Here is a 25,404-nt window from a genome sequence, read left to right on the forward strand (position 1 = left end):
TTCTCGCATCTCGGTGTCGGATGGCTGTGCTGCCGAAGTCGCGTCGTGTCCCGGGATTTTCGCCGCTCGCCGACAGTCGATCAAAATTCGCGCGACGTTATTGTCTAAAAAATGTGCTATTGGTGGGAAGATATGCAATTGCCGCAATGGTGGGTTGACGGTTCGATGCTGTTAAACGGGGAAGTCAAACCTTATATCGCTGTCATCGAAAACACGGGCGGCGCCCGGATGGCAGCCGCTCTTTCAAGCCCGAAGAAAGGGGATGAACATGAACATCGCGCATTCCTTCAACAATTGGCGCCAGTATCGTCGCACCGTATCGGAACTCGGCCGTATGTCGAACCACAGGCTTAACGACATCGGCATCGAGCGCGCTGAAATCCAGCGTATCGCTCGCGAAGCACTCGCACGATAATATTGAATTCTCTCACGGCGTGACAGTGTGATGTTTGGACGCCCGCTCTCATACAGCGGGCGTTTTGCTTTACCGGGACGGCCACGTTCTTACTAAACCGGCTGGCCAAAAATCTGGAAATATCCCCAGGCGGCGGCGAAAACCGCAACCACGACGAGGACGACGAGCAATTTGCGCAGACCTGGACGCGGTGTCTTGGGCGGCTTCGGTCTTCGAAATTTGATGACGTTGTCGTTCATTTGATTTCGGCTATCGGGCATTATCCAGGTTTCTCTTTCGCTCCAAATCCATGGGGTGATAAATAGAACCGTAAGGCATCCGAGGGCAAGTCATTGCGAAACTGCCGTATCGTCATGTTGCTCTAAAAACTTGGAACTGGCTGCAGCGCCTCAGCCTGCCAAACGATCGCCCATATCTTACCACGCTAGCTCACGCTTCGCTTGCGCGTGGGTACGTGATATTTTCTCAGAAAATCCAGTAGTTATACAGGTTGCACACAGTCTTCCGCGCTCCTTCTCCCCACAATCATCATCGCAAATTTCCTGAGGGTGTCTATGACGGCACTCGGCAGGGTTTTCGTCTCGACTATCGCTTTTCATCTTTCCAGATAGGGCGCCTGAGCGTCTTAATCCTGACAAGGCGCCGCACGGTAATGCCGACAGCTTCAGGACCGCTGACGGATCTCAGCCTCGACGTGAGATATTCTTTCTTCCAACACTGACTGCACCGGAACTTCCCCTCGATCCCCATGAACGGAAGGTCACCGAAAATCTGCACGAGGTCGGCTGGCTCGTAAAGATGTTGGCTTCGACACCAACTGCATTTGATCTGAACATAATGCCTGTCTTGGAAGCTTGAAAGCTTCGGAAGTTGCGCGATCTTCGTTGGCGATAGGTAAGCCGGCGGATGCGTTTCGGGCACTGACGTTTCTCAGGCCTGACCGCGCGATTGCTGGTCGGTGTCGGTCTCCATATCGCGCAGCGACCTCATGTCTGGTAGCGCATCGACAAAGCTCTGGATCGTGTCGTTCACCTCTTCGGAGGCCGTAAGCCACTCCGGCCCTACAATGTCGCTTTCAAACCCCTGAGGAAAGAAGAACAAGCCGCAAGCCTCCTTCACTTCGGTATCGACAGCCAACTCGATATGGCCGATGGGTGCGCCTGACGGGATATCAAACAGGTTGGCGGAGTAGAGCTTCACGCCGGTCCGATTGCCAATCTCCTGAAGCAGGATCGGTTGAATTTCGTCTGGCTGACACTCGTGGTAGGGCGTCCAATAGGTGCCTTGCTCTATTTCCGGCTCATCGATCAGCTTGTCACACAGCCCTCGCATCCGATCGAGCCGTTCGAGCAGATCCTTCGACTTCCATCTGCGGCCGTCTCGCTCGCTCTTGTCGCTGCAATATGCCGATACGAAGGTCAGGAAATCCGCGAAAGCTCTTGCATCTTCCTCCGTGATCACCAGCGGGCCTGGCTTGGGGGTGACATCGACTATCAGATCCATCAGGATTCTCCTTCAAAACGCGGCTTCCAGCCCCGCGTAAAGCCAACCGACATTCCGGCCTCACTCAAGACCAACTGGCTGCGGACGAACTGCAATTCGTCGAGCAGGGCGGCAATGGTCACGCGAGCATCACCGCCACAAAAGGCAAGTGCAGCCTCGACGGGATCGAATTCCGGTTCTTCGGTTTGGGCGATTGCGGTACTCATCGGGCAAGCGTCTTCTTCTCCACTGTCGCCAGGGAGTTTCATCACAAAACAGGGCATCTGGGGTGAGCGGCGGGTCATACCGCCGTCAATTTGTTCCTATTATGTTCTCGTTTTATGATACGAGTCAAGGACGCTTTTTGATGGCGCCAAGCAGTTCGTCAATTTCACCTGATGTAATGAGGCCAAGCATGTGATGATCGGCAAGATCGACGAGTGCTGCCGCAACCTCCCGCTCGCCCCAACCAGCGTCGACCGCCTTGCTGACAAGTTCGGCGAAGGACAAATGCAGCGCGTACTGGCACCAAAGGTGCCGGTCCGGATCGGAATTGTCACAGCGGGGAGGTTGAATATCAGACATCTCTGAAATGTCGTGATTATTTCCGTCTGCGTCAAGTGATGGCCCTCTCGCTACTCCATCAGGATGACTCGACTCTTCCTGCCTTGTCTGCTGCACTATCGAGCATGACAAAGGCTCCTCGTAAGTCATCTCGCCCGCTTCTTCGCGAGACAGAGCCGCCGCTTCGCAGCAGGCCGCGCAAGCCGCGTGATCCTAAGCAGCCACGCCTTCCATTTGATCCAATGCCGGAACGCGTTGAGCCGTGCCTCGCGCAACTCGTTTCCAAGCCGCCGAAGGGTGATAATTGGCTCTATGAAATCAAATGGGACGGGTATCGCCTCGCCATCCACATTGAGCCGACAAGGGTTCGTGTCATCACTCGAGGTGGCCACGATTGGACGCATCGGTTCCCTTCGATCGCACAGGCAGCGTCCTGGCTTGGCGGCACGATGATCCTCGATGGCGAAGCAGTCGTGCTCGATGAACAGGGCCGTGCCGATTTCGGTGCCTTGCAGCAAGCGCTCGGCGGTCGCGGCGGTAAGCGAAGTGCAAGTGAAGCGATTTTCTTTGCCTTCGACGTCCTCTATCTCGATGGGCATGATCTTCGGCGAATGGCCCTCGCTGAACGTCGGCAGATGCTCGGGAGCATCATTCCGGTCGACGCTTTCGGCGCTATTCGGCTATCACAGGCGATCGACGGCGATGGCGACGTGCTCTTTGCCGCCGCTTGCGAACATGGTCTTGAAGGCCTCATCGCCAAAAAGCTGGATGCGCCATATCATTCGGATCGGCGCGGTGATTGGGTCAAGATCAAATGTGTTCAGAGCGAGAGCTTTTTCATCATCGGATACGAGCCGTCGACGGCCGCGCTCGGTGGTATCGGTCGACTTCTGTTGGCGGCGCGCCAAGGTGAGGGCCTTGTTTATGTCGGCGGGGTAGGGACCGGATTCAAGCGGCACGAGGCCACGAAGCTGCGTAAGGATCTCAACACTCTGAAGACGTCAAAACCCGCAGTGGCCCTAAAGCGGAAGGGCACTATATGGGTACAACCGACGCTTATCGCCGAGATCGAATATCGCGGTTGGACGGACGACGGAAAGCTGCGGCATTCGTCCTACAAGGGCTTGCGGGAAAAGCAGGACAATGCGGCGGTCTATCGGATCGATGTTTGACCAGCCTGATGAAGTCGTGGAAGAGAGCTCGCTCGTCGGTCTGCGACGAACTGGCATCGGACCCGGATTTGGTCGCGGCAGATCTGGTCGATATTTGATCAACCAGCGAACGTGCGTTAGCCGTTAACCGGAATTCGAGGCTTACCAACCGATATCCCAGGGCCGAGGCTTGCCATGAAAGATCACCACGCGGGCACCGGGCGGAATTGAGCCGTTTCCACTTTCATCGTCATGGAGCGCTTGGCGCACATGGGACTTCCAGGAGACAATCTGGCCAGGCAATAAGTTCTGCCATCTGCTGGCGCGCTCAAGCCAGAAGTGCTCCAGAAAGGCCTGGTCGCCGCCCTTGTGATAGATGTCCATCCAGTGCTGTGGCTGCTCAATCCATTCGGCCCAGATCTGCTCCCGAACCGCTTCCGGGAGATACATGATCGATGATTGCAAGCCTTCGGGGCGATAGATGTCGCGCATTAGGGCGAGTTGTTTGACGGATGCGATATCGGCAAGGCTTCCGACAATCGAGGTGTCGAGATCCATGAAGAGAATGTCACCAGATATCCCCGGCCGAAAAAGCTCCATCTTCGACCACCACCCCGGCCAGTCATACATCAACGGCAGAGTCCGGACATTGTCGGCTTCAATATCGGAAAGGCACCGAAAGTCAGCGTTGGGCAGATGATGCATCACCTGAGTACGCAATCGTCGTACGTGGTCGGCCCTGTATTCGCCGCCGGATCGCAGGACACAAAAAACGGAAATCACCTTCTACCAGCCTCGATTGATAAATCTGCATCGTCGAAGAAGATTCGCCGACTGGTAGATGATATGGGATCATTATTGCCGGAGTCATCGGCCGCATCGAAATTTTGGTGCCCTGTCGATGATAGGACACAATCATGTCGATCTTGGTTGAAAAGAGCTTCGCGGAGTCTTCAAATGCCCTGTTCGCCAGGGACGGTCCCTCCTGAGGGAGGGGCGAGACCATCGCAGGTGCGGGCATCATTGGATGATCGCTTGCGGCTCTGAGTCCCTCGTTCCAGGGGATAAGCTGCCCTTACCTTGATCCGAGGAAGTGGCGTTGCCTTCCTCACTCCAGCCTACTTTGTGTTTCACCAATACAGCAACGTAAGCGTGAATTTCTTTCGAAACAATTTTAAAGTACGCGTGACTGCAAATGATTGGGGGATCGATTAGCATGTTCAAAAGTAGAATGCTGGCACTTGGGTTGTCATTAGTTAGCATTTTCTTCAACGGGGTCGTGGCGGACGCAGCTACGCGTATTCCGAATGGATGCAGGCAGAATGTTTTTCTGACGATTTCTGGCAACATTGGTAAGACGACGAACGGTGCCAAAAATGCCTATGAGATGTCGGAGCGCGAATTTCTCTCTTTGCCGACGTCCACGGTGACGACATCCACGCCATGGACTCCTAGAAGCGACTTCGTTGGTCCGCTGCTGAGCACGGTGCTGGGCGAAGTTGATGCGAAAGGAAAGAAGCTGCGTCTTGTTGCGCTTGATGACTTTAGCGTAGAGGTGGACGCGGACTATTTGGAGAAGTACGGCACCATTCTTGCGATCAGCAAAAGCGGGATCCGGCTGACGATCAGAGATTTTGGACCGGTCTTTGTCATGTATCCTCGAGACAGCTTCAAAAGCGAATTGGACACTCCAGCGGCAGCGTCATATCTCGTGTGGCAGCTATGCGGGATCGAGGTGGAATGAAGTTATTCCATCTCGCATGGTTCAGCATTCCCGCAGCAATCGTCGCGATATGCCTTGGCGTCGTCGTGTATAATTGGGCTGCCATAAAAGCGGAATATGTCCTCTGGGATTCCGCCAACGGTCGGAATCCATCCTATTTCTACTGGCCGACCGCGCAGGTGCTTAGAGAGCTCGAGACCGTCAGATTGGATTTGAAGACCATTGCCGACGGATCTGCGGTCGAGCCGGATGCGCTTTCGTTTCACATCGATGTCTTGATATCCGGCATCAATATTATCGTGCGGCCCTCGGAGCTGAATGACGGCTACAGGACGCTTCCCGGCTTTTCGGAGGATGGGGCCGCTTTGGCCAAATTCGCGGCGGATGTCCTACCGGAAATCAAACCGGATATCTCGTCGGCCGATGCTCAGGCGCTATTGCCTCAGTTTGAAGACATGTCCTTTGCACTGGATAGAATATCCAAAGCAGCCATGGATCAGGATAGTAGCCTCAAGGAAAAGTCCTTTGAGACCATCCAGGCCGGGCACGTCATCATTCTTGTGATCGCAGGACTGCTGATTTGTGCGATCATCTCCTTTGTCATCATTTCAATATTTTATTGGTGGGCTATGGCGGCGAGAACGCGCGCGATAGCTGCTGCGGAAGCGGCCGTTGCGGACAAGATCAGTTTCCTCGCTATGGTCAGCCATGAACTCAGAACGCCGCTTCAGGTCATTGTCTCGGCGCTGGATATTCTGGAGCGTCCTCAAGACGTAGGGACCCGGAATGAGTTGACCGCACGCATCCGCCGGGCGGCTAACAGCCTGGCCGTCCAGCTTCGCGATATGCTGACCCTAGCTCGAGCGCAAAGCGGGTATATCGAGCTACAACCCGGTGTGTTCGAGGCAGGGGAACTGGTTCGAGAAGTGGTGGGAAATTATAGAGCCGCCGCGGACGCGAAGCATTTGGAACTGCGGCACGCAGGTCCCAACGACGCAGTTTTCCTGGTAGCGGATGGCGAGCGTATCGCGCAACTTCTGCACAATCTCGTTTCGAATGCGATCAAATATACGCCACGCGGCTGTGTTCAGGTTGATCTTGCGCCGTTTGATGAGAAGGCGAGCGAATTGGTTCTACGGGTGGTGGACACCGGGCCTGGCTTGCCGCCGAGGATCCTTGAAAGCAGCGCCGATGCGACGGGACTGCTCAGCCTTGGCAGTGGACGAGGCATCGGCTTGTCGGTCGTTCAGTCCCTGATACGGCAGCTCGGTGCGCGTTTGACCGTCAGCAGGCCGCACGACGGCGGTAGCATCTTTGAGCTTGCCATACCCGCAGTCCTTGCTGAGGGACCCTCACACGGGGCGAACGATGCTCAGAAGCGGGTGCTTGTCGTCGACGATCATCCTGATCTTCTGAGAGGTTTCTCCGCGGTGATCGGAGAGCTTGGCTTCGCGACCGACCTTGCGCCCTCCGGCATGGCGGCGCTGAACTACGCGGCCGCACATACCTATTCGGTGATCTTCATTGATCTCGACATGCCGATCATGACGGGGCCTGAGCTGGCAGCGCAGATCCGCAAGACGGAATTGGGCTACAAGCCGAAGCTTGTCGCGCTGTCAGCCGCCAATTATGGGGCCAGGCACGACTTGTCATCCTTCGATGCGACGCTGAGCAAGCCAATACGCCAGCAGCAACTGCGAACGATCATGCAGTTTTGAAACTCGCGTTCAAAGCGGCGATAAGGATTGGCATGCTCGCCGGCTTCGTGAAGAACTTCAAATTGTGCCGCGCCAGAGCCGCTGCGATATTCTCCTCATCGACATTGCCTGTCCTGATCTGCCCGGTCAGGATGACGATCGGGCAAAGCGCATTGCGCGCACGAATGTTCTCGACCAGCTCCAGTGCAGTTTGGCGTCGCGCATCGCGCTCAATGATCCAGTCGAGCACATAGGCGTCGAAGTCGGTCTGATCATAAAGGGCTTGGGGATCGTTAAAGGCAATGGCCTCGAGTCCTGCCATTTCCATGTAGTGAACGATCGTTTGCGCTGTGTCGGCGTGATCATCGAGAATGGCGACCCGACGACGGGAGACTGTTGGTTCGATCAACAAGCGGGTGACCGCGTGTGCCGGTATGGTTGATCTGGCGTCAGCGGGCATGACGCGCCACGAACCGTCGATCTCGGCGGCAATGAGGGTTCCGGGGGGCACTTGCCCGACCACATTTCCCAACTGGATACGGCAAGGCACGATGTGGTTGTTGATGACAATCGATGCCTCAAGCAACGCATCCGATTTGTCGAGCGTGACCAGTTCTTCCAACGTCTCGCCAAAATGTTCCGCGACGCTCTTCAACTCTTCAAGCGACCAGGATGCGTTGGTTGTTAGGCGACGGTTGCCGGCGGAATAGGAAAGCCCAAGGATTTCGGAGACTGTGACCGCAAAACGGTACTTCGGAACGCCGTGCCGCATGAGCAGCGCCGCAATACAATGTGCTGCCAGGCCGCCTTCGCCCTCGAGGGTATCTGAGCGATTTTCGATCAGGATCTGGTTTTTTTCACTGAATTCGCTCGTCATACAAGAATCCTATATTGAGGATGTGCAAATTTCGCGTATATGTAGAGCGAATTCGCGCATTATGATCAGTTCCGGCGTTCCGCGCCGCTTAATTCCGAGCAATTATATGCGGGAGTTGCAAGATCGCAAGAAAGCGAACGTCACAGTAAGGGAGTCGGTGAGTTTGCCGGATACCATGGTTAAGGTAGGGCAGTAGAACAAGAAGCACGTTTTGGTTGACCGAGTATGGGGGCATATTTGGATATCGGTTCTATCTTTAGGGTGAAGCGCGACGTTGAGGCGCGGTTTCTAGAAATCAAGGTTTCATGTTGTGCTGAAGCCCGAGTTGGCTATGCGGCGAGGGCTAAACCCAGCACTGCAGTAAAATTTCCGCAAGACGGGGCTTGGATGTCGGTCGAATCCTTAGCGCCGATAACACCAGCAGAAGCTGTGATATTTGCTGAAGAGATGCCTCCGAAGGCAAGCATAACAACCTCCTTTAGGGCTTCCCAAGGCTTTGCATGACCTCGTTAGATTTGCCGTGGGTTGTAGGCCCCATCCCAATCCTAGTAACTATTTTGTCCGCGTATGATGTGGCTAAGGCCCTAGTATATCGTGAGGCAACTGGCGGAGCCCATTTTTTATCAACTCTGTTGCTGCCGGTATCAATATTATCTTTGTTGGCGGAGCAACTGTTTCCCAGCGACGAATTCTTTCGATTGTTGATTTTTATAGAGATCGTTTCGGCCGGTATATGGATTGTTCTGCTCGTACTCCTGAAATACCGAAGGGAGGGAATTGTATCGTTCCCTACTCAATATACGGATCAATTTAAAAAGAAAACCGTAAAGGGATTGCTTGTATTTTTATCGGCTTTTTTGGCTTTCAATACTATAATATTTTTCACGCCCGTTAAATCAGGGTGCGAGATCGCAAAATGTTTTGCGCTGCAAGCGCTTGTTGGTGATAAGACGCGCAACTTCAGCAACTTATACATAGCTGGATCTATTGGTTCTTTTATAATTGGTGCAATAATGGTTTGTATCGCCATTTTGTACTTGTCTCGAAAAAATAATTGTCGGTAGAGGTGGAGAGATTTTCATGGGCAATTCGAATCCGGTCAGCATTTTGGGGTTTTCGCTTCCGTCTCCCAGTGACATCAACAATTTGGCAACCCTAGGTCAGCTCGGCATTGGGTTCCGGCAGGTTGTTTTTGGTTGGGAAATTCGAACTAGCTACACCATGTCACCAGCCAGTCGACTACCGAATGTAAGTGCCAAGCTTGGCTGGATCGACGCCAAGACTGCCCGTGCGAGCTTTAAGGAAATTGGAGATTCGATCAGCAAGAGCGCACCATTGCTGGAGGATAGTGCAAAAACTGCGGGGCGTTTCGGAAAGCTCCTCGGGCCATATCTCGGGCCAATCACCTGGGCGGAGAATGCGTATGATTTGGTGAACTACAACGGGCCAAATCACGTTACCAGATTCGCGGGCATTTTGGCTGACGATGCGGCAAATTACCTGGCCGGTGTTGGAAGCGCGAGTGGTGGCATGCTCGCCATGGAGCTCTTTACTGGCCTTGGACTTATGACTGGTCCCGTCGGATGGGTAGCTCTTGGAGTCGGTGTGGCTGGGGCGGCGGGCTATTCGTGGTACGAGGGTAGTAAAGTTCGCGACGGGGTGACGAATGCTTTAGATGACATCTTTGGCATCCCGCCTTTGCCGGGAAGTGATCTCTCCAATTCAGTTCGCGGAGTCGATGATGATGATGGTGACGGTGACGGTGATGATGGTTCGGTTGTAGGAGGTGCGCCGGGCCAGTCGTCACCGGGAACACCAGGGAGCATACCGGGTGGGCTGCCGGATGGAGCGTCATCAGTACCGGGTGCGCCCGCGGGCCAGCAGGCTGGCGTAGGTTCCGTTAAATACGACCCGACGGATATCTCCAAACTGACGATAGCCCCGACACCGGTAAATCCGGTGATGCCGGGCGTACCGGCCAAGGCCACGGATTTTTCTTCTGATCCTTTTCATGGTGTTTTTGGTCCGACGGACTCTTCGTCGTCATACGGGGGCGGAAGAGGCGGCAGCGATGGCTCGTCTGATGAGGCGGGGTCCGGCGGATCTGGTGGCGGTGCATCGAATGCGTCCGGCGGCAATCCTTCAGGTGGTGGATCGAGTCGTTCTGGCGGCAGCCAAAGTCGGAATGGAAACAATGGAGCGGGCTCATTTGGGCCAAGCGGGTCGGGAAGCGGCGCGGCCGCCATCGGCGGGATGATTGGGCACGATCCTTTCGGTGGTCAATATGGCAACCACGGGAACGTGGTAGACTACACCCGCTACGATACTAACGAAGACGGCACACACAAAACTGGGACGATGTATGGCTACGCTGACGGCACAACCGTCGACGTTGGTGATGACGGCAGTGTAACGAGCTATGGTCCCATGGGCGGCTATAATGAAGAGCCTATTCTCCTCGATCTCTCTGGCACTGGTCTCAACATCAATCCGCTGTCGTCATCATCTCAATTTGTGAATGTCGACGGTGATGGCTATCAGCACCGGACTGCGTGGGCTGGCAATGGCACAGGCGTGCTGGTCTTCGACGCAGATGGTGACGGCAAAATCAGCAGTTCGAAAGAATATGCCTTCACGCAGTGGGATCCGACTGCGACCGGCGACCTCGAGGCCATTAAGGACGTCTTCGATACGAACGGCAACGGCAAGCTCGATGCCGGCGATGCGCAATGGTCGAAGTTCAAGGTCATGGTCGATGGCCAGCTCGTGTCGCTGGATTCGCTCGGGATCACCTCGATCGACCTGACTGCGAAGGGCAGCGGCCAGACGTTCAGCGACGGCTCGGCGATTACCGGAACAACCACCTATACCAAGTCAGACGGCTCGACCGGAACGGTTGGCGATGCCGTTCTTGCCAGCGATTCCAACGGCTACATTGTCAGCTCGACAGTTGTCACCAATGCGGACGCGTCCAAGACCAATACTATTCTGGCCTACAATGCCGACGGAAGTTTGGCGTTCAAGAACCTTGTGACCACCAGCGCCGACGGCAACAGCGTTCAAACGCAGTACGACGATGACGGCAATGGCACTTATGACCGTTCGCAGAGCGATGTGACCACCGTTGACGCCTCCGGCGTCCAAACTCGCGTCATCTCGAATTTCAATGCCGACGGCTCTTTGGTTGACAAGACGACCACGGTGACAAGCGCCGATCATCTGACGGTGACGACGACGCTCGACCAGGATGGCGATGGCAATGCCGACGAGAGCCAAGTCTTTGTCACCAATGCCGACGGTTCGACGTCGACGACCATCAAGGAACTGAGTGCTGCCGGCACCGCGCTTGCTCAGACACTGGTTCAAGCCAGTGCCGACGGTCTGTCGAAGACGACCAAGACCGATATCAATGGCGATGGCACCTATGAGGATGTGGTCACGGATGTCACAGTGGTGGCAGCCGACGGCTCGCGCGTCAGAACGGTGAAGGACAGCAGCGCCAACGGCACGATCCTTTCCAGCATCACCACGGCGACCAGTGCGGACAACCACTCGAAAACCGTGACCAGCGATCTCGATGGCAACGGCACGGTCGACAGGAATGACCAGACACTCACGACGATTGCCGCCAGCGGCGATGTCACGATGGTGCTGACGACGACTAATGGCGATGGATCCGCACGTGGAAAGGTAACGACCGTTGCGACCGCGGACGGCCTGTCGAAGACGGTTTCAACCGACATTACGGGCGACGGAGTGGCGGACGTCGTCGACTCCGACGTAACGACGGTCGCTACCGACGGCACGCGCACGGAAACGGTGCAGGAGAATAGCGCAAGCGGCACGCTGCTGTCGAACAGCGTCACTACCACTAGCGCAGACGGCAAGACAAAGACCATTTCGGTTGATGCCAACGGCGACGGAACGGCGGACAAACTGACGTCCATTACTGTTGCAACCGACGGCTCCACATCGCAAACCGACAGCATGCTGAATCCCAATGGCACACTGGTCAGCAAAACCATTACATCCACCAGCGCCGACGGTCTCTCGAAGACGGTCAACACCGATCTTAATGGCGACGGCGTTTCCGACAGAGTTACGACGGACACCATCGTGGCGGCATCGGGCGGCGGTCGTACGGAGACCGTAACGGTAAAGAGTGCCAGCGGTTCCGTTCTTGGCACCTCGGTCACCACTACATCGGCGGATAGCCTGACCCAAACGGTGCAGACCGATGTCAACGGCGATGGCGTTTTCGACAGAACCGTCACCGACACCATTGTCCTGGGATCGGACGGCACTCGTCAGGAGACAGTTGCAGCGAAGAGCGGCAACGGAACGCTGCAGCAGCAGACTGTCACCCTCATCAGCGCCGACCGCCAAACCACAACGGTGACGACGGACAGCGACGGTGACGGACATACGGACAACACGAGCGTCAAGGTCGTTGCCGCCAATGGCAGCCAGACGATCACGACCACGGCAACGAGCGCCGATGGCGTGCTGCACGGGAAGACAATCGCCACGATCAGCGCCGATGGTTTGACAAAAACGATCGCCGGCGATCTTAACGGTGACGGAACGACGGATGTCACCACCGTCGATCAGACAGTCATCAATGCGGACGGCAGCCACACCGAAACGGTTACCGCGACCAGCAGCAACGGGACACTGCTCAGCAAAACGACTTCCGTCGTCAGTGGCAACGGTCTTACGACGACCGTGCAGAAGGATGTGAACGGCGACGGTGTTGTCGACACCACAACCATCCAGGCGTCGATACTCAACAGCAATGGATCGACCACAACCACGACGTCCGACTATCTTGGCACGACGCTGGCGGATCAAACCAAGACTGTGACAAGTGCGAACGGCCTCGTGGTGACCACCTCCTACGACTACGACGGCAACGGCACATTCGACCGAGTGGCCACCTCCAGCAAGACGCTGAATGCGGACGGCTCAACGTCGGAAGCCGACTCGGTCACGACCGTGACGGGCACGCTGCTTTCGAACATGACTGGTACCGCGACGGCGGACGGTAAGACGGTTACAAGCCAGGTCGATCTCGATGGCGACGGCAAGAATGACATAAAGACGACCGCCGTCATCGACGCCACGGGTCAGACGACGAAAACGGTGGAGACCTATAAGAGCGGAACGACGACGCTGAGCAGCCGCGCGGTCACGGTAACCGCGGCAAATGGTCTTTCGACGACATCGAGTTCCGACCTCGATGGTGACGGTGTGTACGAGCTTGTCACCACAGATGTCATCGCGTTGAATGCCGACGGCAGCAAAACGGAAACCATTTCCAAATTCAGCACCGGGAGCGTTTTGTCGTCCCGGACGACGGTCACGACCAGCGGAAATGGCCTGAGCACGCAGACCAATTGGGCAGACGCGACCGGAGCAACAGTCCGCTCCGGCAGCGATGTCACCGTCATCAATGCAGATGGTAGCACGACGGAAACGCTGTCCTATTTCAAGGCGGGTGGTGCGCTTGAAAGCAAGACGATTACCAGTGTTGATGCGCACGGCCTGACGACAACGGTGACGTCCGATATCGACGGCGACGCAATCGTCGACCAGAAGTCGGTGACCACGAAGAACGCCGACGGCAGCGTCACGAAGGTGCTGTCGGATCTGACATCGACCGGCACGACTTCACATACGACCACGATTACGACCAGTGCCGATGGTCTCACTCGAACAGTCGATTTCGACACTGATGGCAATGGCGTGACCAATACCCGCCTTGCTGACACGACGGTACTGAACGCCAATGGCAGCAAGACCAATACCGAGAAGCGCTATGAGGCGGACGTCAACGGGCAATTGGTGCTGAAGGACACGACAGTAGTCGATACTTCCGCCGATGGTCTGACGGTCACCACCAAGTGGGATCAGACGGGCTCCGGTACCTTCACCAAGAGCCGGACCGATGTAACTGTCTTGAATGCCGACGGCTCGAAAACCGAGACCGTCAGCTACTTCACCGGGTCGACATTGACGAGCCGTTATCTCACCAAGACCAGCGCCAACGGTCTGTCGGTCACCACACAATCGGATCCGACCGGCTCCGGAACATTCGGCGAGACGTCGAGCGACATCACGGTCATCAACGCCAATGGAACCTCTACCCGGACGGTATCCGATACCAAGGCTGACAGCTCCGTGATCTCGACAATCACGACGACAACCAGCGCCGATGGCAGAGTGCTGAGCACCAATGAACAGCGTACCGGATTCGCCACGCAGAACGTCAGTGACACGATCGAGGTGCTGGCCGATGGAGCGACGCGCGAGACGGTCGCGACGACGGATGCGAGCGGGAAGTTGATCGACAAGACCGTGACCTTGACGAGCGCGGACAAGCTGACCGTCACGATCGACCGCGACGCCAACGGTGATGGGGTCGTCGATCAGCGTCAGCAGAGCGTCGTGGCGAACTCGGGCATCGTGACCTCAACGGTGACCGACTACAAAACGGCCGGAGTCAAAGCCGATAGTTCGACGAGCACGAAGTCGGCAAACGGCCTGCAGACGACGATCAACTGGGATCTCGACGGCAACGGCACGAACGATCGCCAGAGGGTGCAGGTCGACACGAACAATGCCGACGGCAGCAAGACGACGGTTATCTCCGACACCGACCTGACGACCAGCAAGCTGGCGACGAAGACGACGATCCAGTCGTCGTCCGATGGAACCGTCCGCACGACGTCGAAGGATGTCGATGGCGATGGCACGGTCGATCAAACTGAGACGCTGACGACGGACACGACGGGTGCCAGCGTTTCGGTCCTGACGAACAATACGACGGCGCGCTCGGCGACCTATCTGTTGTCCGGCCAAGTCTATTGGAAGCAGGCGATCGCCGCCAAGGTCGAGACCGACAGCGCCGCCGACGGCATCACGAAGACCGTCAAATACGACTATGATGGCGACGGCATCTTCGAAGTCGTGATCAACTCGCAGCGTAAGGTCGATGGTTCCGTTGTCACCACTGTCAACGAGACAAATTCGGCGGGCACAGTCGTCGCAAAGGGCACGGTTACAAGCAGTACCGATGGACTGATCACCGTCCTGAGCAAGGACTCGAACAACGACGGTGTCATCGACCACACCGAAACTGCTGTCACGCATGCGGATGGTTCGATCACCCTTACCAAGGTCGATCTTAACACCAGCGGCGCCGTCACCAAGACGGTCGTTGACACCGTGACATCGCTTGGCAGTCTGTCGCTACGGGTAACCAGCGACGGCCAGGGGCGAAAAACATCGCAGTTGGCGATCGCGGCCGACGGTAGCTCTGTTGCCACGACCTATGATGCCGCCAGCGGCCAGACGCTGAGTGTTTCCAATGCGAACAAGGCCGGCATTCCGACTGGTGTGGTCCTTTACGATCCGCTGAATGCCAATCCGTGGACCAGGGACGAGCAGTCCTTCGATGCGACGGGCAAGAAGACGCTCGAAAAGCAGTTCAACGATGATGGCACCCGGACCGAAATCACTTTCTATACACCGTCAGGTGCACAGCAACACATCGACTATTTCAACACTGCGGGCGTCCGCACCAGCTCTGTAGATTTCGATGTGACCAGTACGCAGGGTTGGTCCCGGCTGGATCGCAACTACGACAGCGCCGGACGGATCACCTTTCAAAGGGCCTACAACGACGACAGTTCGCAGACGGCAACGACCTATGATCCGGCGAATACTCAACCATGGTCCACTATCGTGCAGGATATCAACTCGGCTGGCCAGGTGCGTAGTCAGGCGCAGGCCAACGACGATGGATCGCGGGATGTAACGACCTATGATTACAATAACGCGCAGCCGTGGTCGCGGCTGCAGCAGCATTTCGACTCCGCAAGCCGTCTGACGCAACAGATCAATTACAACGACGATGGAACATGGGGTGTTTACACCAACGACGTGACCAACGCCGTTAGCTGGCAGGACTATATCCAGCTCTATAATGCCGCGGGTCAAAATTATTATGTCGCGCAAGACAACGACAATGGCACGCGTTTCGCGGTCACCTACGATGTGACCAATGTGCAGCCGTGGTCGCGTGCCGAGCAAAACTTCGACAGTGCGGCGCGGCTCACCAATCAGTCGAACTTCAACGATGACGGCACGCGCACCGCTTATACTTGGGATGTCACCAACGCGCAGCCCTGGTCATACGTGGTGCAGGTATTCAATACGGCCGGCCAGATGACGAACCAGTACCAGTACAACGACGACGGCGGGCAGGTTCAATATGCCTTCGATGTCAACAATACGCAGGGCTGGTCTTACATCGCCAATGTCTACACAGCCAGCTCACAGCTCGTGACGGCCTATGTCTACAGCGACGATGCGAGCAAGTGGACGATCACCTCGTATGACGTCAACCACAACCAACCATGGACGTCGCTGGTTCAGAACTTCATCAATTCGGGGCACATCACGACCGCCACCTCCAATAACGATGACGGCAGCTACACGAACTATCAGTACAATAGTTCCGGGACGCTGATTGCCTGGCAACGCTACGCATACGTGAGCGGCGGTGGCGGCGGCGGTAGCACTGGCTACAAGATGGTCGATCAATGGCCGACCCCGACCTCCAGCCATCGGCCGGTGCTGCTTGACCTCAACGGCGATGGTCATGTCGATCTGCGACCGCTCGATATCAACGCGCTTGCCACGGGCTCCTCGGTGACCTTCGATTGGAATGGGGACGGTGCCCGCGATGGGACAGCGTGGGTCGGGCCGCAGGATGGTTTCCTGGCGATCGATCTCGGGGAAGATGGTCAGGTTGGCCCGGATGGCGTGATCGACCAGGCGAAGGAACTCTCGTTCTCGGCCTGGGCCAGCGACGACCAGGTTGCGGCCAACGGCGGTTCGGTGTCGGATCTCGACGGCCTCAGACTGGTCTTCGACAGCAACCACGACAACGTTCTCGATGCGAACGACGATCGCTGGAGCGAGTTCCGGGTTTGGCGGGATGCCAACCAGAATGGTGTTGCCGATGACGGCGAGCTGCTGACCATGTCGGATGCTGGCATCAAGCTGATCAACCTTCTGCCGACCACCGACGGCAGTCAGTCGTTCTCCGACGGATCGGCGATCACCGGCACGAGTTCGTATCAGACTACTGATGGCACGTCTCGCTATCTCGTCGGCGATGCGACGCTCGCCTATCAAGCGGCAATTGCGCAGCAGAACGCCGCCTGAGGATCAATCAGCAGAACTGAGATGCCGGGCGGTGAGATGTCCGGCATCCGGGTTCACGATGTGCGAACGTGATCGCCGCGACCATGATGAGGCCTGCCCAAGCCAGGGTCGCCTAACGGCCCCAGGCGCTGAGGCGCTTCGATCGGAGGAAAAAGGAGCATTACATGAAGGGCATAGTTGTCCGCGTCATCTTGAGCGTCGCATTGACAGCATTGACGTGGGGAATTGCGCGCGCCGATACCGATGAATGTCGACCGATTATAGACGCGATTGGAAAGTTGAATTCTGCTTCTCAATTTCAGCAAAAGGGCATCACTGACACCGATACAAACATCTCGCACACCCGGGATTACCTCGTCTCTGGCGACAAGGAATACTGGCGCGAAGACAATGGCCCTTGGAAGGTCGGCGTTCGCCAGCTTGTTCCGTTGATCATTGATGGCAAGTCCACCGTTTCGGAGTGTAACCGTGTGGGCGTTGAACGGTTGGGCGACGCCGCGGCAATCGTCTACACCTACAAGCGTCTCACGTCTGATCGTGATGTGAGAGCTGTCAGGCTCTGGATTGACGAAAGCACCGGAAAACCTTTGCAGACCGTGATTACCATCGCGACGGACGCGGGCCAAAAATACAAGTTTACATTCAGCTACGATCCACAAGCAGCTTTGCCGACGGTCGGCGATCATGATGGCACGAAAGAGTAGGCCGCATTTGACTGCGAAGAATGACGCATCACGTATGCCTTCCGCCCGCGTGCGAGCCTGACTCTCATGAACGACACCACCCTCGCTGAGCCTGAGCAGGCACCAGCAGCGTCAGCAGATGTGGCGCAACGCCCAGACAGCGGTCTGGCGGCGATTGCGGCAATCGCTGGCTATTATCGCATCGCCTCCAATCCAAATGTCCTGGCGCGCGAGCTGGCTCTGTCGAGTCCTTCAGGGCGTAGCGATCTTCTGCGTGCGGCAAAGCTCGTCGGCCTGAAGGCAAAACATGTCGAGATCCACACCGATGCCCGCCTCGCAACACTCCCGACGCCTGCCATCGTCTGTCTGACCGACGGCCGCTTCGGCGTCTTCGGTGGCGTGACGCCCGACGGGTCCTATCGGATCATCGATCCCGTCGATTTTTCCAGCCGCAATCTCGGTTCACATGAAGTGTTGGCCGAGACGGCCGGACATTTCATCCTGGTGCAGCGGCGGCTGGCCGGACCAGGATCTGCGCGCGGCAATTTTGGGTTCCGCTGGTTTCTGCCGTCGATCTGGCGCTATCGCCATGCCTTCGGCCATGTCCTGCTGGCTTCGCTGATCGGGCAGATCTTCGCGCTGGTGACGCCACTATTCTTTCAGGTCGTGGTCGACAAAGTTTTGGCCCATCGCAGTTACTCGACTCTGATCGTGCTGGTCATCGGACTGGCGGCGGTCGGACTGTTCGATGTCATCCTGCAGTATCTTCGCACCTATGCGCTGTCGCACACGACGAACCGCATCGATGTCGAGCTCGGCCGTAGGCTATTCCGGCATATGTTGAATCTGCCGCTCTCCTATTTCGAGACGCGGGCGACCGGCCAGACAATCGCGCGTGTCCGCGAGCTGGAGACGATCCGCAACTTCCTGACCGGGCAGGGGCTGTTCTCCGGTCTCGACCTGATCTTCACCGTCGTTTTCATCTTCGTGCTGTTTTCCTATTCGTCCAAGCTTGCCTGGATTGTCATTGCCTCGATCCCCTTCTACCTGGCGATCGGCTTCCTGGTACGGCCGTTCTTGAAGGAGAAGATCGACGAGAAGTTCGAGCGCGGCGCCTATAGCCAGCAGCTTCTTGTCGAGACAGTCGTCGGCGTGCAGACCTTGAAGGCAGCCGCCGTCGAGCCGGTGGTTTCGGCACAATGGGAGGAGCGGCTTGCCGGATACGTGCAGTCGTCGTTTGGGACAACGATGCTGGCCGCCAAAGGCCAGAATGCCATCCAGTATGTCAACAAGATCACCTCTGCGGCACTGCTGCTGTTTGGCGCCCAGGCGGTCATCAATGGCGAGCTGACGGTCGGCGGACTGGTGGCGTTCAATATGATCGCCGGGCAGGTCTCGCAGCCGATCCTGCGCCTGTCGCAGCTCTGGCAGGATTTCCAGCAGGTGCAGGTGTCGGTGGCACGGCTTGCCGATATCCTTAACGCTCCGCCGGAGCCGCGGCCGGAAGTCTCCGTCAGCCTGCCGAAGCCAAGAGGGGCAATCGCCTTCAAGGGTGTGAACTTCCGCTATGCCGCCGACGGCCCGGAAGTATTGCGCGACATCAGCTTTGCGGTACGACCGGGCGAAGTGATCGGTATCGTCGGCCCGTCCGGATCTGGCAAGTCGACGCTCACTAAGCTGGTGCAGCGCTTCTATATACCCAATCGCGGCCAGGTCTTCGTCGACGGCCAGGACATCGCCCAGGTCGATCCGGCCTGGCTGCGCTCGAACATCGGCGTCGTCCTGCAGGAGAACATGCTGTTCAACCGGACGATCCACGACAACATCTGTCTGGTGAATCCTTCGATGTCGCGGGCAGCGGCGATGCAGATGGCACGGCTGTCGGGCGCCGACGAGTTTATCGCCAAGCTGCCGAAAGGCTACGACACCTTGATCGAGGAGCGCGGCGCCAATCTTTCTGGCGGCCAGCGGCAGAGGCTGGCAATCGCGCGGGCATTGGCGACCAATCCCCCCATCCTTATTCTCGATGAGGCGACCAGCGCGCTCGATTATGAGAGCGAGCGCATCATCCTCGGCAACATGCGCGAGATCGTCAAAGGCAGGACGGTGATCATCATCGCCCATCGCCTGGCGACCGTCCGGCACTGCGACCGCATCATTGGCATGAAGGATGGCCGCATTGTCGAGGAAGGCAATCACGACGAGTTGCTGAACCGGAAGAATGGTCTCTACGCTCATCTCTGGCAATTGCAGACGGGGCTGAACCAGGCATGAACCAGGTCGTAAAGCCCCCTAAGCGCCCGAGAAGACCACGCCGCACCAGGATCGAGAACGAGTTCTTGCCGGCGGCGCTCGAGATCCTGGAGACGCCGGCCTCTCCGATCCGTACCGCCTTCATCTGGTTCATCGCTGTCGTCGTCGGCAGCACGCTCATCTGGAGCTATCTCGGCACCTTTGACATCGTCTCGACGGCACAGGGCAAGTTGCAGCCGACGGGCCGCGTCAAGGTCATCCAGTCGCTGGAAGTCGGTAAGGTCAGATCGATCCCGGTGGTCAACGGCTCGAAGGTGAAAGCGGGCGATGTCGTCGTCGACCTCGACGATACCGAGCTCAAATCCGATGAAGAAGCCTTGACCGTCAATCTGCATGCGTTGCGCGCTGAGATCGCCCGGCGCGACATCGCCCTCTCACTGGTGAGAAGCTGCCTTGCAGGAGACATTTGGGCCGGCGACCGCAGCATACCGGCGACCCCGTTGTCGCTTCCTGCCGACACGCCCGACAATATTCGCACGCGCGAGCAGACGATCTTCGCCGCCGATCTCGCGCAGCTCGATGCCAACCTCGACAATCTCGCCGCCCAGCGCATCCAGCAGCAGGCGACGATCGAGCGGCTGAGCGCGACGATTGATGCCCACAAGCGATTGATCGGCACACTCGCCGAACGTGTTGCGATGCGCTCGACCCTGGTCGATCAAGCAGCCGGCTCGAAATCCGGTGTCATCGATGCGCTGGAGACGCAGCAGAAGGAAGAAACCGATCTTGCAACAGAGGTCGGCCAACTCGCCGAGGCAAAAGCCGCATTGGCTGTTGCGACGAGCGAAGGCGAAAAGGCCCTGCGTGCCTTCGTCGCCGATAATGCCGAGAAACTGGGCGATGCCGCCAAGCAGGCGGACGAGCTGGACAAGCAACTCATCAAGGCAAACAAGCGCCGCCAGTCGATGACTATTGCAAGCCCGATTGACGGCGTGGTCACCGCCTCGGCGATCACCACCATCGGTCAGGTCGTCAATCCCGGTTCTGAACAGATGCGCATCGTGCCGGCCGATACCGCGCTCGAAATCGAAGCCTTCGTGCCGAACAGCGACATCGGCTTCGTCGCGGCCGGACAGGAGGCGGTGATCAAAGTGCAGGCCTTCCCGTTCACCCGTTACGGTGTGGTCCGTGGCCATGTCACCGCGGTCGCCACCGACGCTGTTCCGGAGCCCGATGCACAGCAGATGGAGGCTGAACCGGCCAAGCAGCTCCAGAGCCTCATTCCGATCGGCAACGTCGAGCGGGTCCAGAACCTCGTCTTCCCCGTCACCGTCCGGCCGGACACCGAGGTGATCAATGTCGATGGCGTGCTGCAGCCACTGTCACCGGGTATGGCCGCGACCGTCGAGATCAAGACGGGCAAACGGCGAATCCTTGAGTATCTGTTCTCGCCGCTTGCGGAGGTGGCGTCGGAGGCGATGCAGGAGCGGTGAAACAGGTAAATGATCGCCTTGCAGTCCGAGAACCAATTCAAGAAGGAGGTTTAAGTATGACAATCGGATGGCGTCCTCGATGTATTGGATTGCTGTCGGCGCTCGCAGTGACGCTTTCGGGCTGTGTGAGCGTGGCTGATCAAAAGCCAGAAGCCAGCACCGTGAAGTCAGGGCTCAGGACCGAACTGGGAACCATAAGTGCCATCACGCCAGGATGCAGAGAAATCTTGAGCATCTATCCCGACACCATCGATTATCCGAAACATGGCCAGGTGAGTTTCGAATGGAAGGACGTCCTTGTTGGGCCGATTAAGGATGGCCCACGTCGTGCTTGCAGCGGCAAAAGGGGCGGAGTTTCCTTCGTCTACTATCGCTCTGATCCAGGTTTTATCGGCGAGGATCACGTGACACTTCGTCTTGGCTCCAAGATCACCCGGATCAGTATCAAAGTCGTCAAGTAAGATGCGGCGGCCCGTGTCGGCCAGTCCGGAGAGGCACGCATTTCTTTCGACCGTTGCTAACGCGATTTTCATCCGAGATGCACACGGTCGGAAGAAAAGGGCAGTTCTGCCAGAGCTATGAACCAAAACCGAATACCATTTTAGAGTTTGTCCATGGATGTAAAGGTTCCGCACAGAATTGAGTTCGCTTATGACAAGGGCAGAGCCCTGTGGCTCTCCTTTTTAGCGACAGTCATCGCGGCGGCCGTTGCCGGCGGCCCGTTTCTTCCTGATAGACCAGGGCACCCTCATCTGAACGCAGCAGTATGTTGGCCGTTCGCCTTCCTTATTGTGCTTCTCGCGGCCAGCTTGTTGCTCAAGATCTTCAAGGGCAAACCAGGCCTTATCATATCGCAAGCTGGCATCCATATGGAAAGCTACTTCGATGAGACGATACCCTGGCGAGCTGTTCGGGGCGTTCGCAGATATCATCGCAGAAATGTTGACCTGATGAATGTCGACTTGGATCCAATGGTGGCGCGAACATTGTCCAGACGAGGCCTCATGGGTTGGATGCCGAGGCCTCTCCGCGGGCGGGAAGATACGGCCGCCGTTTCCCTGAAACTTCTGCACGGAGATCCCGACTGGATATACGATCAATGCTTGGAATTTCTCGCAAAAGATCGAGAGCAAACTTTGACAACTGGTGGGCTGATCCTAGCCGACCAGAACGAAGTTAGTGCCGATCCTGTCTTCAACCTCAAGGGGCACCCGATCTTTAGCTACGTGCTCATCGCGATTCTGATAGCCATCTACATTGGGGAGCTGAATTTCGGGGTTGTTCCCGCGATGGACTATACACCAAGCACGCAGACCCTATTGGTGCTCGGCGGAATCTTTCGTGAAAGGATATTGTCCTGTGGAGAATGGTGGCGGCTTGTGACAGCCGCCATGCTACACGGCAGTGTCATCCACCTCACGTTCAATTGCCTTGCTCTGTGGCGGGCCGGTATACTGCTTGAGCGACTGATTGGTTGGCGGTGGTTTGCCGCCATCTTTTGCATTAGTGCGCTCGGTGGCTCTGTTGGATCTCTATTGATGAACCCCGCCAATATGGTCGGAGTTGGAGCATCCGGCGGCATTATTGGCCTGTTTGCCGCGGTTATAGTCGCGAGCTTTCACTTTCCATCTGGTCCACTGCCACAACTATTGAGAATAGGAGCAATTCAAATCCTTGTTCCGTCGCTGCTTCCGATTGTCGGCCACACGGCCGACGGTGTCCATATCGACTATGCAGCTCATCTGGGCGGTGCAATCGCTGGGGCTGCGCTCTCTTTTGTCTTGTTGAAGGCCTGGTCAAATAAGCAGATCCATCCTCGCTTTGGGGTTGCGGCGCTTATCTGCAGCATTGCGTTTGCAGCCGTCGCCGCTGGTTCAATCTGGCGTATCGGTGAGCTTCGGGTCAGCTACTTAGCCAACCCGTTCGTGCAATATTTTCAGGGGCAGTACCAAAAGGCAGGGGAGGACTTCGCTGAGAAGGCAAAGCTGGATGAACATGCTGCTCCCTATTACTACCTGTGGCGGTTCATCGCTCAATCACGTGGTAACGACGACCGAGCTGAAGCTGACCTTCGGGCTGCCGCGAGCAACCTGGATCGAGCCAAATGGCCCTATCCGGTCTATGAGCTTTTCCTTGGGCAACTGACCCCCAGCGAAGTTGCTGCCAAGGCGACTACCGGCGATAGCCTCTGTGAAGCAATGTTCTACATCGGCGAATGGCACAATCTGCGCAAAGAGACCGATGACGCACGCCAGAAGTTCAGTGCTGCGCTGTCGTTGTGCCCAACCACTTTCATGGAATATGATGGGGCGGGAGGTGAGCTCCTTCGGCTGCATGCGCGATGATTCAGGGAGAGCAGCAGATTCAACAATCTAAGCTGACCTAAGCTGCTGCTTATGGAATAAAAAATAATGGCTTATCCCGTTCGCACAGGTAAACACTTCTAATAGTTTATCCAGGGAAGCGAAAATACCTTCCAAAATCGACGTAGGAGCATCCGAAAACCATTGGGGGCAGAAACGAGGTTTGAATTGAGCCAGATACGCCCCGCTGTGTCGCGTCGAGTCGCAGTCGCAGACAGGCAGCCCCCAGTTTCTAAGAGTTAGGTATTGCATGACACTGGCATGAGCTCTGCGTTCAGTCTCCATAGCGGCCCGAACCCATGTGACAGTGCTTTTGCGCGATTAAAGTGTCACGGAAATGCATTCGGAAAATCGTCGTCAACAATATAGAAATGATCAGCGAGCTTGGTGACGGAGATATATTCATCAGGCGGAGCGGATGTGAGGTGAACGCAATCCTTCCCTTCCGCGCAGCGTCGCTCCATTTGTTGCAGCCACGAAATTGATTGGGTGCCTGGCGCCAAGGCGATCTGGTCGCTCTCGTCATAGACGAGGGTTTGATATGCTTTGGCAACAAAAGTGTCGTCCCAAGGAAACGTCTTGAAGCGGGGTGTTTCAGGTTCGACTTCGATCCGTTGGACCTCTTGAAGATAGCTATTCTTGGTCAGCTCGAACCGAAAACGGTCAGGCGTTATATCCAGCATCACGAGAATGCGGTTTGAAAAAAGGACAAGAAAGGCGGCCAGCAAAAGTGAGAACAGCCGTCTCCAGCGCATTCGCACCAGGTTCACACAGAGCGAAATCAAAATCGTTGGCGCAAGCACGATGAAGATTGCGAAATCGATGGTCCACCAGTCCCACGTCGGAAAGAGCCACCATGTCCACACAAGCAATTCGGGAACCAGAAACCATAAGACATAGATCGGCGTGAACTTGTCGCCGCTCCGCCATGCACTAACACCACTTATGCTCACTTCACCGACTCCATCGTAGCCGATCCCATTCTCCGCCCAGACTTACCGGCCTCCGCCGCGTCGAGGTCAATGCCCAGGAACGCTAGATCTGGTTAACACCTGTACGAACGGGATAGGCCATAAAAAATAATATCAATTTCATGAAAGCGAAAATGACCGGTGTCGTCCATCATTGTCCTTATTGACTTTGACGGAGCCGGACATGGGGACCGAATCGAGACAGCAGAAAAATTCGACGTCGGATTCGGAAATCCATCCTGTCGATCTCCACGTCGGACAACAGATCCGGATCCTGCGAATCCAATCCAACCTGTCGCTGAGTGAGCTGGCGAAGGACATGGGCGTCAGCCTCCAGCAGCTACAGAAATACGAAACCGGCAGTGACGTGCCACTGAACTTTCATCCAGCGGCGATTAGAGCCCCGGCGGTTTTGAATACGCCAAGTGGCGCGGTGTGAGCAACCGGCGGAAGCGCGAAGCTTTCATCTTGCGCAGCGTTGGAGCCGGTTGCGGCGAT

At 56.6% G+C, this 25,404-nt stretch carries 18 protein-coding genes and 1 pseudogene; 11 read left to right on the plus strand and 8 right to left on the minus strand.

Features of this window, described 5'->3' with window-relative positions:
• The first annotated feature begins 268 nt into the window (after nt 1–268).
• Nucleotides 269–415, plus strand: coding sequence for a DUF1127 domain-containing protein (locus QD357_RS27880; protein ID WP_183938968.1), 147 nt, complete (start codon nt 269–271; stop codon nt 413–415).
• Nucleotides 416–507: 92 nt separating this feature from the next.
• Here QD357_RS27880 and QD357_RS27885 read toward each other — a convergent pair whose 3' ends face one another.
• The 4 genes from QD357_RS27885 to QD357_RS27900 form a co-directional block, all read right to left on the minus strand.
• Nucleotides 508–654: a hypothetical protein gene (locus QD357_RS27885; protein ID WP_183938970.1), complete on the minus strand. Its 147-nt coding sequence runs from the start codon at nt 652–654 to the stop codon at nt 508–510.
• 691 nt (nt 655–1,345) lie between these two features.
• The gene (locus QD357_RS27890) at nt 1,346–1,918 is read right to left on the minus strand and encodes a hypothetical protein (RefSeq protein ID WP_414125499.1); all 573 of its coding nucleotides are present in this window, start codon (nt 1,916–1,918) and stop codon (nt 1,346–1,348) included.
• Nucleotides 1,918–2,202, minus strand: coding sequence for a hypothetical protein (locus QD357_RS27895; protein ID WP_414125500.1), 285 nt, complete (start codon nt 2,200–2,202; stop codon nt 1,918–1,920). The genes QD357_RS27890 and QD357_RS27895 overlap by 1 nt, the downstream gene beginning before the upstream one ends.
• Before the next feature lie 46 nt (nt 2,203–2,248).
• Nucleotides 2,249–2,482: a hypothetical protein gene (locus tag QD357_RS27900; protein WP_414125501.1), complete on the minus strand. Its 234-nt coding sequence runs from the start codon at nt 2,480–2,482 to the stop codon at nt 2,249–2,251.
• A 104-nt stretch (nt 2,483–2,586) separates the two neighbouring features.
• Here QD357_RS27900 and ligD point away from each other — a divergent pair, with 104 nt between their 5' ends.
• Nucleotides 2,587–3,633 (plus strand): non-homologous end-joining DNA ligase, encoded by a 1,047-nt coding sequence (gene ligD / locus QD357_RS27905; RefSeq protein ID WP_414125502.1) that lies wholly within the window; start codon nt 2,587–2,589, stop codon nt 3,631–3,633.
• A 141-nt stretch (nt 3,634–3,774) separates the two neighbouring features.
• Here the strand turns inward: ligD and QD357_RS27910 are convergent, their stop codons facing one another.
• Entirely contained in the window at nt 3,775–4,395 is a 621-nt protein-coding gene (locus QD357_RS27910) for a hypothetical protein (RefSeq protein ID WP_414125503.1), read from the minus strand.
• 433 nt (nt 4,396–4,828) lie between these two features.
• Between QD357_RS27910 and QD357_RS27915 the strand changes: the two genes are divergently transcribed.
• Nucleotides 4,829–5,356, plus strand: a complete 528-nt coding sequence (locus QD357_RS27915; RefSeq protein WP_414125504.1) for a hypothetical protein — start codon at nt 4,829–4,831, stop codon at nt 5,354–5,356.
• A 344-nt stretch (nt 5,357–5,700) separates the two neighbouring features.
• Nucleotides 5,701–7,053, plus strand: coding sequence for an ATP-binding protein (locus QD357_RS27920; protein WP_414125505.1), 1,353 nt, complete (start codon nt 5,701–5,703; stop codon nt 7,051–7,053).
• On the opposite strand, the gene QD357_RS27925 is transcribed toward QD357_RS27920, so the two are convergent.
• Nucleotides 7,040–7,909 (minus strand): helix-turn-helix domain-containing protein, encoded by an 870-nt coding sequence (locus tag QD357_RS27925; protein ID WP_414125506.1) that lies wholly within the window; start codon nt 7,907–7,909, stop codon nt 7,040–7,042. The genes QD357_RS27920 and QD357_RS27925 overlap by 14 nt on opposite strands.
• A gap of 805 nt (nt 7,910–8,714) precedes the next feature.
• Nucleotides 8,715–8,939 (minus strand): hypothetical protein, encoded by a 225-nt coding sequence (locus tag QD357_RS27930; protein ID WP_414125507.1) that lies wholly within the window; start codon nt 8,937–8,939, stop codon nt 8,715–8,717.
• A gap of 1,397 nt (nt 8,940–10,336) precedes the next feature.
• Here QD357_RS27930 and QD357_RS27935 point away from each other — a divergent pair.
• From QD357_RS27935 to QD357_RS27960, 6 genes are all read left to right on the plus strand, one after another.
• Nucleotides 10,337–17,143 carry an adhesin gene (locus tag QD357_RS27935; RefSeq protein WP_414125516.1) on the plus strand — a complete coding sequence of 2,269 codons (6,807 nt, stop codon included), beginning with the start codon at nt 10,337–10,339 and terminating at the stop codon, nt 17,141–17,143.
• A 164-nt stretch (nt 17,144–17,307) separates the two neighbouring features.
• Entirely contained in the window at nt 17,308–17,847 is a 540-nt protein-coding gene (locus QD357_RS27940; protein ID WP_414125508.1) for a hypothetical protein, read from the plus strand.
• 66 nt (nt 17,848–17,913) lie between these two features.
• Nucleotides 17,914–20,100 (plus strand): type I secretion system permease/ATPase, encoded by a 2,187-nt coding sequence (locus QD357_RS27945; RefSeq protein WP_414125510.1) that lies wholly within the window; start codon nt 17,914–17,916, stop codon nt 20,098–20,100.
• A complete protein-coding gene (locus QD357_RS27950) occupies nt 20,097–21,572 on the plus strand; it encodes an HlyD family type I secretion periplasmic adaptor subunit (protein ID WP_414125511.1) in 1,476 nt (491 codons plus the stop codon). Before QD357_RS27945 ends, QD357_RS27950 begins: the two co-directional genes overlap by 4 nt.
• Nucleotides 21,573–21,628: 56 nt before the next feature.
• Complete coding sequence (locus QD357_RS27955) at nt 21,629–22,033, plus strand: hypothetical protein (RefSeq protein WP_414125512.1); 405 nt, start codon at nt 21,629–21,631, stop codon at nt 22,031–22,033.
• A gap of 153 nt (nt 22,034–22,186) precedes the next feature.
• Nucleotides 22,187–23,917 carry a rhomboid family intramembrane serine protease gene (locus tag QD357_RS27960; protein ID WP_414125513.1) on the plus strand — a complete coding sequence of 577 codons (1,731 nt, stop codon included), beginning with the start codon at nt 22,187–22,189 and terminating at the stop codon, nt 23,915–23,917.
• A 347-nt stretch (nt 23,918–24,264) separates the two neighbouring features.
• Here QD357_RS27960 and QD357_RS27965 read toward each other — a convergent pair whose 3' ends face one another.
• A complete protein-coding gene (locus tag QD357_RS27965) occupies nt 24,265–24,888 on the minus strand; it encodes a hypothetical protein (RefSeq protein WP_414125514.1) in 624 nt (207 codons plus the stop codon).
• A 202-nt stretch (nt 24,889–25,090) separates the two neighbouring features.
• Between QD357_RS27965 and QD357_RS27970 the strand changes: the two are divergent.
• Nucleotides 25,091–25,273, plus strand: a pseudogene (locus tag QD357_RS27970) (helix-turn-helix domain-containing protein); the annotation flags it as partial.
• Nucleotides 25,274–25,404 lie beyond the last annotated feature (131 nt).

It is taken from the genome of Rhizobium sp. BR 317, assembly GCF_047445835.1.
Taxonomy (GTDB): domain Bacteria; phylum Pseudomonadota; class Alphaproteobacteria; order Rhizobiales; family Rhizobiaceae; genus Rhizobium; species Rhizobium paranaense.

What these genes read in the sequence shown, in the direction of transcription:
- QD357_RS27880 (WP_183938968.1), top strand. Translation starts at nt 269, where the DNA reads ATGAACATCGCGCATTCCTTCAACAATTGGCGCCAGTATCGTCGCACC.
- QD357_RS27885 (WP_183938970.1), bottom strand. Translation starts at nt 654, where the DNA reads ATGAACGACAACGTCATCAAATTTCGAAGACCGAAGCCGCCCAAGACA.
- QD357_RS27890 (WP_414125499.1), bottom strand. Translation starts at nt 1,918, where the DNA reads ATGGATCTGATAGTCGATGTCACCCCCAAGCCAGGCCCGCTGGTGATC.
- QD357_RS27895 (WP_414125500.1), bottom strand. Translation starts at nt 2,202, where the DNA reads ATGACCCGCCGCTCACCCCAGATGCCCTGTTTTGTGATGAAACTCCCT.
- QD357_RS27900 (WP_414125501.1), bottom strand. Translation starts at nt 2,482, where the DNA reads ATGTCTGATATTCAACCTCCCCGCTGTGACAATTCCGATCCGGACCGG.
- ligD (WP_414125502.1), top strand. Translation starts at nt 2,587, where the DNA reads ATGACAAAGGCTCCTCGTAAGTCATCTCGCCCGCTTCTTCGCGAGACA.
- QD357_RS27915 (WP_414125504.1), top strand. Translation starts at nt 4,829, where the DNA reads ATGTTCAAAAGTAGAATGCTGGCACTTGGGTTGTCATTAGTTAGCATT.
- QD357_RS27925 (WP_414125506.1), bottom strand. Translation starts at nt 7,909, where the DNA reads ATGACGAGCGAATTCAGTGAAAAAAACCAGATCCTGATCGAAAATCGC.
- QD357_RS27930 (WP_414125507.1), bottom strand. Translation starts at nt 8,939, where the DNA reads ATGGCGATACAAACCATTATTGCACCAATTATAAAAGAACCAATAGAT.
- QD357_RS27935 (WP_414125516.1), top strand. Translation starts at nt 10,337, where the DNA reads ATGGGCGGCTATAATGAAGAGCCTATTCTCCTCGATCTCTCTGGCACT.
- QD357_RS27940 (WP_414125508.1), top strand. Translation starts at nt 17,308, where the DNA reads ATGAAGGGCATAGTTGTCCGCGTCATCTTGAGCGTCGCATTGACAGCA.
- QD357_RS27945 (WP_414125510.1), top strand. Translation starts at nt 17,914, where the DNA reads ATGAACGACACCACCCTCGCTGAGCCTGAGCAGGCACCAGCAGCGTCA.
- QD357_RS27950 (WP_414125511.1), top strand. Translation starts at nt 20,097, where the DNA reads ATGAACCAGGTCGTAAAGCCCCCTAAGCGCCCGAGAAGACCACGCCGC.
- QD357_RS27955 (WP_414125512.1), top strand. Translation starts at nt 21,629, where the DNA reads ATGACAATCGGATGGCGTCCTCGATGTATTGGATTGCTGTCGGCGCTC.
- QD357_RS27960 (WP_414125513.1), top strand. Translation starts at nt 22,187, where the DNA reads ATGGATGTAAAGGTTCCGCACAGAATTGAGTTCGCTTATGACAAGGGC.